The organism is Kitasatospora herbaricolor, assembly GCF_030813695.1.
In the GTDB taxonomy this organism is placed as follows: Bacteria; Actinomycetota; Actinomycetes; order Streptomycetales; family Streptomycetaceae; genus Kitasatospora; species Kitasatospora herbaricolor.
In genome coordinates this window covers 8,467,647-8,477,521 of sequence record NZ_JAUSVA010000002.1, presented here as the reverse complement: position 1 = coordinate 8,477,521, position 9,875 = coordinate 8,467,647, and the positions used below count along the sequence as shown (strand labels likewise).

The 9,875-nt window shown below is 74.5% G+C and carries 12 protein-coding genes; 6 read left to right on the top strand and 6 right to left on the bottom strand.

Translation table 11 applies throughout. The annotated features are described in order from the left end of the window. Positions 1-32: 32 nt before the first annotated feature. Positions 33-356 (bottom strand): DUF6059 family protein, encoded by a 324-nt coding sequence (locus J2S46_RS36770; RefSeq protein WP_191292912.1) that lies wholly within the window; start codon positions 354-356, stop codon positions 33-35. A 298-nt stretch (positions 357-654) separates the two neighbouring features. Between J2S46_RS36770 and J2S46_RS36765 the strand changes: the two genes are divergently transcribed. From J2S46_RS36765 to J2S46_RS36750, 4 genes are all read left to right on the top strand, one after another. Further along, positions 655-2,574: an HAD-IIIC family phosphatase gene (locus J2S46_RS36765; protein WP_191292911.1), complete on the top strand. Its 1,920-nt coding sequence runs from the start codon at positions 655-657 to the stop codon at positions 2,572-2,574. Then, a complete protein-coding gene (locus J2S46_RS36760; protein WP_073928517.1) occupies positions 2,571-2,816 on the top strand; it encodes a phosphopantetheine-binding protein in 246 nt (81 codons plus the stop codon). Before J2S46_RS36765 ends, J2S46_RS36760 begins: the two co-directional genes overlap by 4 nt. A gap of 93 nt (positions 2,817-2,909) precedes the next feature. Next, entirely contained in the window at positions 2,910-3,449 is a 540-nt protein-coding gene (gene ssuE, locus J2S46_RS36755; protein ID WP_191292910.1) for an NADPH-dependent FMN reductase, read from the top strand. A gap of 44 nt (positions 3,450-3,493) precedes the next feature. Further along, positions 3,494-3,712, top strand: coding sequence for a DUF5988 family protein (locus J2S46_RS36750; protein ID WP_191292909.1), 219 nt, complete (start codon positions 3,494-3,496; stop codon positions 3,710-3,712). 156 nt (positions 3,713-3,868) lie between these two features. Here J2S46_RS36750 and J2S46_RS36745 read toward each other — a convergent pair whose 3' ends face one another. From J2S46_RS36745 to J2S46_RS36730, 4 genes are all read right to left on the bottom strand, one after another. Beyond that, positions 3,869-4,396, bottom strand: coding sequence for a hypothetical protein (locus J2S46_RS36745; protein WP_191292908.1), 528 nt, complete (start codon positions 4,394-4,396; stop codon positions 3,869-3,871). An 88-nt stretch (positions 4,397-4,484) separates the two neighbouring features. Next, positions 4,485-5,525, bottom strand: a complete 1,041-nt coding sequence (locus J2S46_RS36740) for a cation diffusion facilitator family transporter (protein WP_191292907.1) — start codon at positions 5,523-5,525, stop codon at positions 4,485-4,487. Between the two features lie 108 nt (positions 5,526-5,633). After that, positions 5,634-7,001 carry a mycothione reductase gene (locus tag J2S46_RS36735; RefSeq protein WP_191292906.1) on the bottom strand — a complete coding sequence of 456 codons (1,368 nt, stop codon included), beginning with the start codon at positions 6,999-7,001 and terminating at the stop codon, positions 5,634-5,636. Between the two features lie 278 nt (positions 7,002-7,279). Further along, positions 7,280-7,690 (bottom strand): VOC family protein, encoded by a 411-nt coding sequence (locus J2S46_RS36730; RefSeq protein ID WP_191292905.1) that lies wholly within the window; start codon positions 7,688-7,690, stop codon positions 7,280-7,282. Between the two features lie 329 nt (positions 7,691-8,019). On the opposite strand from J2S46_RS36730, the gene J2S46_RS36725 reads away from it, so the two are divergent. Further along, positions 8,020-8,337: a hypothetical protein gene (locus tag J2S46_RS36725; protein ID WP_191292904.1), complete on the top strand. Its 318-nt coding sequence runs from the start codon at positions 8,020-8,022 to the stop codon at positions 8,335-8,337. Between the two features lie 108 nt (positions 8,338-8,445). Here the strand turns inward: J2S46_RS36725 and J2S46_RS36720 are convergent, their stop codons facing one another. Then, positions 8,446-9,300, bottom strand: coding sequence for a helix-turn-helix transcriptional regulator (locus J2S46_RS36720; protein WP_191292903.1), 855 nt, complete (start codon positions 9,298-9,300; stop codon positions 8,446-8,448). Between J2S46_RS36720 and J2S46_RS36715 the strand changes: the two genes are divergently transcribed. Further along, positions 9,299-9,787, top strand: coding sequence for a DUF2000 domain-containing protein (locus tag J2S46_RS36715; protein ID WP_191292902.1), 489 nt, complete (start codon positions 9,299-9,301; stop codon positions 9,785-9,787). The two genes, J2S46_RS36720 and J2S46_RS36715, sit on opposite strands and share 2 nt — an antisense overlap. Positions 9,788-9,875: the final 88 nt, after the last annotated feature.

The window sequence follows — 9,875 nt, the reverse complement described above, 5'->3', positions numbered from 1 at the left end:
CCCTGAACGTCGGTCCTGCGGCCGGCTGCGGGTCAGGAGAGCCTGGCGAGCCGCTCCCACAGGTCCCGTTCGACCGGAGTGGGCGGTACGCCGGGCACCAGCCGTTCGGGGTGCCCGGCCGGCGGGCCCGCGAGGGTGGGCGCCTGCGGGCCGGGCGACCGCGGACCAGGAGTCCGCGGGTCGGACGTCCGCGGGTCGGGCTGCTCGGTGCCGTCGAAGAGCGGCACCGGCACCCCCCAGCCTGCGGCGTACCACCGCATCGGCAGCAGGAGGTGCTCCAGCGCCCATCGTCCGGCTCTTCGCCGGCGCGGCGGCCGCACGGGTTCCAGCGGGTCCAACCGGTGCCTCCCGGTCATTCGTGAGGTCCTGAGGTGCGGCGGCGCGCGCACCGGACCACCTTCCGGGCGGCCGCCAAACCACCTCTCAACCGCGGCCAAAGCAGCTCCGTCCCGCGCGGATCCGCCGAATCCCCGCCCCGCGCGGGGCCGCCACGGCGATTCAGACTCGCTTCAGCCGGCCCGCCCACGATGGGCGCTGCGGCCCCGGCCTGCTCCCGAAGCCGCGCCCCGCACCGGACACCGGGCGGAGCGCCGGGCGCAGCACGGACACCCGTACCGGACCCGCCCGGCCCCGACGCACCCAGGAGACCACCCGATGGAGACGCCCGTGGCCGCCGACCCGGCGCGCACCCTGCTCGACCTCCGCCGCGACGGACGGCTCGCCGCCGAGTACCCGGCCGTCCGTGCCCTGCTCGCCGAGGCCGACACCCGCCGGACGGCGCACGCGGGCCGGGTACTGGCCGCACTCGACCCCGACGAGGTGCTGGCCGCCCACCCCGACACCCCCGCCCTCACCGTGGCCGTCGTCGGTCACGGCACGGTCGGCCCGCTGTTCGGCCCGCTGACCGGCGAGCTGGCCCGGCACGGCCTGCTGCTGCGCCCGTACCAAGGTGTCTTCGACAGCTGGGTGTTCGAGCTGTCGGACCCGGGCAGCGCGCTCTACGCGGCCTCCCCCGACCTGGCGCTCTGCCTGCTGGACCCGGCCGTGGTCTTCGACGAGGTGCCGCTGCCCTGGCGCCCGGCCGACGTGGCCCGGGTGCTCGCGGAGAAGACCGCCCTGGTCGAGAAGCTGGCGGCCCGCTTCGCGGACACCGCGCGCGGCACCCTCGTGCTCAACACCCTGCCGCTGCCCCGCAGCCACTCCGCCCAGCTGATCGACCACCGCTCGCGCGCCGAACTCGGCGCGCTCTGGCGGGAGGCCAACGCCCGGCTGCTGCGCCTGGGCACGGACAACGCCTCGGTGGTCGTGATCGACCTCGACCCGCTGCTCGCCGAGGGCGTCCCCGCCGCCGATCCCCGGCTGGACGTCTACGCCAAGGTGCACCTGTCCGAGCCCCTGCTGGCCGCCTACGCCCGGGAGATCGGCCACCTGGCCCGCCATGTCGCCGGCCTCACCAGCAAGGTGCTCGTCCTCGACCTGGACCAGACCGTGTGGGGCGGGATCCTGGGCGACGACGGCCCGGAGGGCATCGAGGTGGCCGGCGGCCACCGGGGCGAGGCGTTCCGGGCGTTCCAGCGGGTGGCCAAGCAGATCGGCTCGCAGGGCGTGCTGCTGGCCGCCGTCAGCAAGAACGACCGCGAACCGGTGCTGGAGGTGCTGCGCGACCACCCCGACATGACGCTGCGCGAGGAGGACTTCGTCCGGGTGACCGCCGACTGGCGGCCCAAGTCGGAGAGCATCACCGCCCTCGCCGACGCGCTCAACCTCGCCACCGGCGGCTTCGTCTTCGTCGACGACTCCACCTTCGAACGCGGGCAGGTCCGGCGCGAGTTGCCCGAGGTGGCCGTGGTCGCCGTCGACGACGAGCCCGCCCTCCACGTCGAACGGCTGCTCCGGGACGGCTGGTTCGACGTCCGCCGGCTGACCGGCGAGGACAGCGCGCGGGCCGAGCTCTACCGGGGCGAGGTGGCCCGCAGCGACTTCCTGCAGGGCTTCGCCTCGGTCGCGGACTACCTGGACGAGCTCGGCGTCCAGGTCCGGCTGCGGCCGGTGACCTCGGAGGAGCTCCCCAGGGTCTCCCAACTCACCCTGCGGACCAACCAGTTCAACCTGACCACCCGCAGGCTGCAGCCCGCCGAGGTGGCCGCCTACGCCGCGGCGGAGGGGTCCGGCATCCTGACGGTGCGCTCCGCTGACCGGTTCGGCGACAACGGCCTGGTGGGCGCCGTCTTCCTGGAGCGCCGCGACGGCGAACTGCGGATCGACAACTTCCTGCTCAGCTGCCGGGTGTTCTCCCGCGGCATCGAACAGGGCGTGCTCTCCGCCGTCCTGGCCCTCGCCGCCGACGACGCCGGCCTGCACGCCGTCACCGGACACTACCGGCCGACCCCGCGCAACCACATCGTCAAGGACCTCTTCCCCCGCTACGGGTTCGCCCCCGCGCCGGAGGAGGCCGACCCGTCCGGGGCCGAGGGCCTCGCCTTCCGCCACGACCTGAGCACCGCACTGCACCCGCCCGGCCACCTGCGACTCGACGCGGACCCGGCCGGCCTACTGGAAGGAGCGCATGCATGAGCGACACCGACGGACTGCGGGATCTGATCACCGTGGCCGCAGACGAACTGGGCCTGGACATCGCGCCGCAGGACGCGACCGTGGACTTCGACGAACTCCCCGGCTGGGACTCCCTGCACCTGCTGACCCTGCTCACCGCCCTGGAGCGGACCACCGGCCGCAGGCTCTCGCTCCCCGACCTGCTGGAGGCGCGGACCATCGCCGAGATCTTCGAGATCGCCTCCGCCCGGCCCGCCGCCTGACCACCCCGCCACCCGACACCCAGCCGCCCGACACCCCGCGGCCTTCGCGCCACCGACGCCCACCCCGCCGCGCCCCACTCCCCCGAGGTTCCCATGGCCCGTGTCCTGACCCTCTCCGGCAGCCCGTCCGCCGTGTCCAGAACGACCCGGCTGCTCGGCGAGGCCGCCCGCCGCCTGGACGCGCAGCACCACCAGGTCACCGCGGTGGAGGTCCGCAGGCTGCCCGCCGACGTGCTCACCGGCTCCGACGTGCACCACCCGGCGATCGCCGAGATCGCCGAACTCATCCGCGAGGCCGACGGCGTGGTGGTCGGCACCCCCATCTACAAGGCCGCCTACTCCGGGCTGCTGAAGTGCCTGCTCGACCTCCTGCCGCAGTACGCGCTGGCCGGCAAGACCGTCCTGCCGCTGGCCACCGGCGGCTCCGCGGCGCACGTCCTGGCGGTGGACTACGCGCTGCGCCCCGTCCTGTCCTCGATGGGGGCGGCGCACGTCACCCAGGGCTGGTTCGTCCTGGACAGCCACATCCTCGCCTCGCCGGACGGCAGCACCGATCTGGCGCCGGCCGCCGCCACCGCCCTCGACGACCTGGTGGACCGCTTCTCCGCCGCCCTCGGCACCTCCGTCGGCTGAAGCACGGGCCGCCCCCGACCCCCGCGTCGACCGAAAGGTTCAGCATGAGCGACAAGCATCCCAACGTGATCCTGCTCGGCGGCCCCGCCGGCGAACTCCCCGACGACCACCGGATCCACCACGTCACGGACCTCGACACCACCCTGAAGCTGTTCCGCGGCAACCGCTACGAGCACTACCGTCCGACCCCCGAGACCCTGCGGTCCGGGGCCGACCGCCTGCGGGTCTTCACCTGGAGCCACAGCACGTTCGTCGCCGAGTAGCCGCTGAGGGCGGCCCGGGGGCGGCGGCGAGGGCGCGCACCCGGACCGCCCTCCCCCGAGGCCTGCGGGCCGCATGACCAGGCGCGTTGCCAGGCGCGTAACCAGGCGCACCACCAGGTGCATGCGGCCCGCGAGAGCATGCCCGCGCCGGGGTGCTCACGGGAAGTACAGTGCCGCCTTCTGCAGCACGTGCCCGGTGAACATCCCGCCCCAGGCGACCCCGCCCCGGTACATGGAGATCCGGGCCGTCCCGGGGGCCCGGGTCTCCACCGTGATCGGCCGGCCGAGCAGGGTGGTCCCCAGGAGCCGGGCGTCCGCCACGGCCCACTGCGTCGCGGACGGGTGGACGCTGCCGCTGACCAGGGCCGGCAGCACCGTCGCCGCGTTGCGGGCACCGGGCAGGCCGCTGCGGATGCCCTTGGCGCGGTCCATCGCCCACCCCGTGAACTCCCTCAGCACGGCCGCGTCGATCTCCGGCACGGCGGCGGCGAGGACGAACAGCTCCGCCTTGGTACCGAACCACCGTGCCTTGCGGTCCGACCGGCTGCCGACCACCACGTGATGGTCGCGCCAGGTGGTCGCGCTCAGGTGGCAGCCGTCGACCCTCAGCCGCTCGCCCAGCCCCTCCAGATACCTGCCGGCCGCGTCGACCGGCGATGCCCCGTTCCCCTGCTGCTGTGTCATGCCGTAGATCCTCCAACGCCGGTACGACATCCGGAAGGCCGACGGTGCATCGGATCACCCCGGGGCGGTCCGTGCGCGATGGAGCGGCTCAGTCGCCGTCTCCCTTCCCGCTCCCGCCGGGCCGGTCCGCTCGACCTGCGGGGCCCCGTCGGCCGGGGGTCGGGTCCAGGTAGACCCGTGAGACCGCGGGGAAGGCCGAGCGGATCACCTGTTCGGCGTGCTCGCAGGCCAGCTCGACGTCGTGCGCCGTCGCGGGTGACTCGAAGGCGACCTTCGCCGCGACCAGGATGTCCTGCGGGCCGTGCACCAGCGTCACCAGGTCCACCACCTGGCGCACCTGCGGCAGGTCGCGCAGGGCACCCGCGATCCGCTCCTCCACGGACCCCGGCAGGGCGCGGCCGATCAGCAGGGAGCCGTTGGCACGGGCGAGCACCACCGCGACCCAGGCCAGCAGGGCGCCGATCAGCAGCGAGGCGCAGCCGTCCCAGACCTCCGAGCCCGTCACCGTGGAGCCCAGCAGGCCGCCGAAGGCGAGCAGCAGGCCGATCAGCGCGGCGACGTCCTCCAGGTAGACGGCCTTGACGGCGGTGTCCGGCGTGAGCCGCAGGTAGCGGCGCTGCGAGACGCCGAGCCGCCCGGCGTCCCCGCGCACCTGACGGACCGTCCGGGCCAGCGAGACCGATTCCAGGGCGAAGGCGATGCCGAGGACCACGTAGGAGAGCACCGGGCTGCCCGGCTCCTTCGCGCCGCCGGTCAGGGTGTGCACGCCGTCGTTGACCGAGAAGACGGCGCCGCCGACGAAGGTCGCGAAGGAGGCCAGCAGTGCCCAGACGTAGCGCTCCCTGCTGTAGCCGAAGGGGTGGGTGTCGTCGGCCGGGCGGGTGCTGCGCTTCAGGCTGAAGTAGAGCAGCACCTCGGTGACCGTGTCGGCCAGCGAGTGCGCCGCTTCGGAGAGCATCGCCCCGGAGCCGCCGATCACGCCGGCGGCCGCCTTGGCGATGCTGATGCCGAGGTTGCACAGCCCGGCGACGATCACCGTGACGGTGCTCTCGGAGGACTCGCCGGCGCCAGGGGGGCCGGCCTCCACCGGGTGTTCGGCGCGCCCGGTCGCGGGAGAGGTGTTCGGCATGTCTTTGCCTGTGCCCCGTCCGCCGCGACCCATGCGCGCGGGGCGGCGCCGGGACGGCGGGGGCCGCTCCAGCTCCGTTGGCCGCGCGGGGCGCGTCCCGCCCCGAGGTCAGAGGTCCAGGTCGAGCAGGGCGTTGGCGACCACCTCGGTGAGCGCCGGATGGATCCAGTACGGGGTGCGGGCCAGGGTGGTGGCGTCGATGCCCAGGCTCATCGCGATGACCAGCGGCTGGATCAGGGTGGACGCCTGCGGGCCCAGGATGTGGGCGCCCAGCAGACGGCCCGTGCCCGGGTCCGCGATCACCTTGCAGAAGCCGGTGGTGTCCTCCAGCGCCCATCCGTAGGCGACGTCCGCGTACCGGCGGGTGGCGGTCCGGTGGTTGAGGCCCTCGTCCCGGCATTCCCGCTCGGTACGGCCGACCTGCGCGATCTGCGGGCGGGTGAAGACCGCGGCGGGTACCGCCCGGTGGCTGGTGGCGATCAGGTCGCCGGGGTGCAGCAGGTTGTGCGCGACCACCTGCGCCTCCCGGTTCGCCACGTGCTTGAGCGGCACGGGGGTGCACACGTCGCCCAGCGCGAAGACGCCCGGCGCGGTGGTCCGCTGCTGGGCGTCCACGACGACGCGCCCGTCCTCGTGCAGGGCGATGCCGGCCCGGTCGGCGCCGACGGTGTCGCTGTTCGGGGTGCGGCCCACCGCGACGAGCAGGGTGTCGGCCTCCACCGTGGAGCCGTCGTCGAGCAGCAGGCGCAGCCGTCCCGGCTCTCCTTCGAGCCGGCCGAGTGCGACGCCGGTGCGGACGTCGAACCGGGAGCGGGCGATGCGGGTGTAGGCCTCGGACACCGACTCGTCCTGCGGGGAGAGCAGTGTCTGCTCCTTCTCGACGACGGTGACCCGGCTGCCGGCCGAGCGGAAGACCTGGGCCAGTTCGGCGGCGATGTAGCCGCCGCCGAGCACGGCCAGGTGCCGGGGCGGGACCGGGAGCCGCATCACGGTGTCGGAGGTCTCGTAGGGCAGGCCGCTGTCGCGCACCGGTGGCGGGACGACGGGACGGCTGCCGACGGCGACCACGACCTGATCCGCGCTGAACCGGACCTCGCCCCCGTCGCCCTCGACCACCAGCGTCCGCTCCCCGGTGAAGCGGGCCCGGCCGCGGTGGACGGTGACCGAGCCGGAGCGGCGCCGGGCCCGCTCGCCGTCGGCCGCCTCCTGGTCGAGGCGCCCGAAGACCCGGTCGCGCACCGCTGCCCAGCGCACGGCGTCCAGGGTGGCGTCCACGCCGAACCGGCCGGCCTCGCGCACGGTGTCCGCGACGTCCGCGGTGTGGGCGAGCATCTTGCTGGGGATGCAGCCCCGGTTCAGGCAGGTCCCGCCGAAGGGTCCCTCCTCGACGACGGCGACGTCCAGGTCCGCGAAGCGGTCGTCGATCACCGCGTTGCCGGAGCCGGCGCCCAGGACGACAAGATCATGATGTCGCATGCCGGCAGGCTACCCCCGACGACCGTCCGGACGCGGGATCACGTCAGCCGCCCGGCCGGTGTCGCCGGAGCTCCGCCGACGCCGGTCGCCCGGCGGGACGGCACCTCCCGTCGCGGTCCGGCACGACAGTTCGGGCCCCCGGCTCCCGGCTCCCGGCTCCCGGCTCCCGGCTCCCCAGGGCAGGATGCGGTGGCCGGGCCGGCGGGTCGGGAGTCGGCCCGGCCACGGCGGCGGGTTCGGGCCTGCCTCGGCCCCGCGAAGGGCCCGTCGTCGGGACCTTACGCGTCGGCGCCGCCCGGCGCGGTCGGAGCGGCGACCTCCCAGATGTGGCCGCCCGGATCGCGGAAGCTCGCCGTGCGCAGCCCCCAGGCCCGGTCCACCGGCCCGTTGAGCAGGGCGACGCCTCGCTCGGCCAGGCGCCGGCAGACCTGGTCAACGTCCGTGACTCCCAGCGTGAACTGCGCGCGCACGCCCTGGTCCGGGGCGGCGACGGGAGCGGGCGCCACGAGTTCGGGCGCGGAGGTGACGGCCAACAGGTTGATCATCGTCACCCCGAACCGGAAGACGGCGGAGTTCTCGTCCTCGTAGTGGACGGGGAGTTCGAACACCTCCCGGTAGAACGACTTCGCCTTCGCGAGATCCTCCACGAACAAGGTGACGGCTTGGATGTCTCCGGGCCAGGCGACCATGCGGGGCTTCCTTCCACGACGAGAACGAGGACTTCGCTCGCGCCGATGCTCACACGCGGCACTGACAATGCCGGCCGCCGACCAGGCCGCCGATCCGCCGCAGCCCACCGCCGCCGGGCCTCGCCGCCGGTGCCGATCCGCCGCAGCCCACCGCCGCCGGGCCTCGCCGCCGGTGCCGGTCCGCCACCGGTGCGGCGGCGGGACGCCCCGTGCCCGTCCCGTGGAAGAACGCTGACGCATGCGCGGCGCCGCCCGGGGTAGCCGCCGCAGCACGGAGAACTCAACGGCCGGGACACCTTCCCGGCCCCGCCCGAGGACAGGGGACAGCCGTGAAGAACCAGGCACAGGACGCCGTCGCGAGTGCCGCCACAGCGGTACGCGACACGGTCGCCCACACCGTCCACACCGTGCGGGACCACGCACCGCAGGATGTCCTGGACCGCGCCGGACACCTCGCGGACCTGGCCCGCGGGACGGCCGCGCACGCCCGGCACGTCGCCACCGACCACACCTCGCCGCAGCTTCGCTCGCAGGCCGCGCATGCGGTGGGCGTGGCCCGCGCCAATCGCACACCGATGCTGATGGCCGCCGCCGCGGCCGTCCTCACGGCGGCCCTGCTCCACCGCCTGCTGTCCGGGCGCCGCTGACCGTCGGCCGCCCGTCCGCCGCCCGCCGGCCCGCCGGCCGGGCCACCTCGTCCGTCGCCCGCCGGCCGGGCGGCGGCCCGCGGGCGACGGGCGGGCGGGGCGGCCGCGCTACGCGGTGCCCGTGCCCCTGGCGTACCGGCCCGGCGTGGTGCCCACCACCCGCTTGAAGTGCCGGGTGAGGTGGGCCTGGTCGTAGAACCCGGCGGCGATCGCGACCTCGCGCGCGGGTTGCCCGGCGAGGAGCAGGCGGCGGGCCAGGTCGATCCGGCGGGACAGCACGTACTGGTGCGGGGCGATGCCGAAGGCGCCGCTGAACGCGCGGACGAGATGCGCGGGGTGGGCGTGGACCAGGGCCGCGGCCTCGTCCAGGGCGATTCCCCGGACCAGCCGTTCGTCCAGGAGGTCACGCAGGCACCCGGCGATCCCGTGGTCGGGCACGGCACTGCCGAAGGCCGGCCCGGGGCGCAGTTGCCCGCGCAGCCGTTCGGCGATCAGGGCCAGCCGGCTCTCCGCCTCGAACTCGTCGCCCCGGTCGGCCAGCACCGCGTGCAGTTGTCCGACGCGCCGGCGCAGGAGCGGGTCGACGATGTCGGGACTGTCCACCGCGGGCCCGATGAACCGTTCGTCCAGCTGCGTCATGTCGAGGTACACCACGCGCTTGCGGAAGCCCTGCTCGGTGGCCGGTGAACCGTTGTGCGGGACCTGCGGGGGCAGCAGGCTCACGGTGTCGTTCGGGGTGCCGCGCCGGTGACGGTCCAGGTCGTAGCGGACCGCGCCGTCGTCGACGATCAGCAAGGTCCAGGCGTCGTGGACGTGCATGGGGTACGCGTGCTGGGTGAAGTGGGCGTGGAAGACCTCCACGACACCCGCTACGGGCGGGCGCCAAGCACGGATCCTCTGCCCGGTCGTCACGCAAAGAACGTACAAGACGCGGATCGCGCGCACCCGGCAGTCTCGAAGCATGAGAACCGAGAACGAACCCCGCCGGAACGAAGCCGAGACCGGAGCCGGTAGCGAGCCGGGCGACGAGGGTTCCCCCGTCCGCTTCGACACCAAGATCGCCGTACTGCTGCGGGACGACCTGGAGCCCTGGCAGCGGCTGAACGTGACCGCCTTCCTGGTCAGCGGGCTCGGCACGACCTCGCCCGAGGTGATCGGCGAGCCGTACGAGGACGCCGACGGAACCCTGTACCTGCCGATGTTCCGCCAGCCCGTGCTGGTCTTCCAGGGGACGAAGGAGACACTGACCGCCGCGCACGGTCGTGCGCGGTCCCGCTCGATGCCGAGTTCCGTCTTCACCTCGGACCTGTTCGGCACGGGCAACGACCGGGACAACCGGGCGGCGGTCCGAGCCGTGGGACGGGACCGGCTCGACCTGGTGGGGATGGCCGTGTACGGGGCCCGCAACGCGGTCGACAAGGTCCTCAAGGGCGCGCGGATGCACGCCTGAACGAGGCGCCCCAGGACGGGCAGAAGGTCAACTCCGCCTGGCCCTCCGGGCGGAGGGCACGGGCGCTCCGCCCCGGACCGGACGCGGC

Bases quoted from the DNA above. Each gene is read 5' to 3' on its own strand.
- J2S46_RS36730 (WP_191292905.1), bottom strand. From the start codon at position 7,690: ATGGTCGCCTGGCCCGGAGACATCCAAGCCGTCACCTTGTTCGTGGAG.
- J2S46_RS36715 (WP_191292902.1), top strand. From the start codon at position 9,299: ATGAGAACCGAGAACGAACCCCGCCGGAACGAAGCCGAGACCGGAGCC.
- ssuE (WP_191292910.1), top strand. From the start codon at position 2,910: ATGGCCCGTGTCCTGACCCTCTCCGGCAGCCCGTCCGCCGTGTCCAGA.
- J2S46_RS36735 (WP_191292906.1), bottom strand. From the start codon at position 7,001: ATGCGACATCATGATCTTGTCGTCCTGGGCGCCGGCTCCGGCAACGCG.
- J2S46_RS36750 (WP_191292909.1), top strand. From the start codon at position 3,494: ATGAGCGACAAGCATCCCAACGTGATCCTGCTCGGCGGCCCCGCCGGC.
- J2S46_RS36720 (WP_191292903.1), bottom strand. From the start codon at position 9,300: ATGCTTCGAGACTGCCGGGTGCGCGCGATCCGCGTCTTGTACGTTCTT.
- J2S46_RS36770 (WP_191292912.1), bottom strand. From the start codon at position 356: ATGACCGGGAGGCACCGGTTGGACCCGCTGGAACCCGTGCGGCCGCCG.
- J2S46_RS36760 (WP_073928517.1), top strand. From the start codon at position 2,571: ATGAGCGACACCGACGGACTGCGGGATCTGATCACCGTGGCCGCAGAC.
- J2S46_RS36765 (WP_191292911.1), top strand. From the start codon at position 655: ATGGAGACGCCCGTGGCCGCCGACCCGGCGCGCACCCTGCTCGACCTC.
- J2S46_RS36740 (WP_191292907.1), bottom strand. From the start codon at position 5,525: ATGCCGAACACCTCTCCCGCGACCGGGCGCGCCGAACACCCGGTGGAG.
- J2S46_RS36745 (WP_191292908.1), bottom strand. From the start codon at position 4,396: ATGACACAGCAGCAGGGGAACGGGGCATCGCCGGTCGACGCGGCCGGC.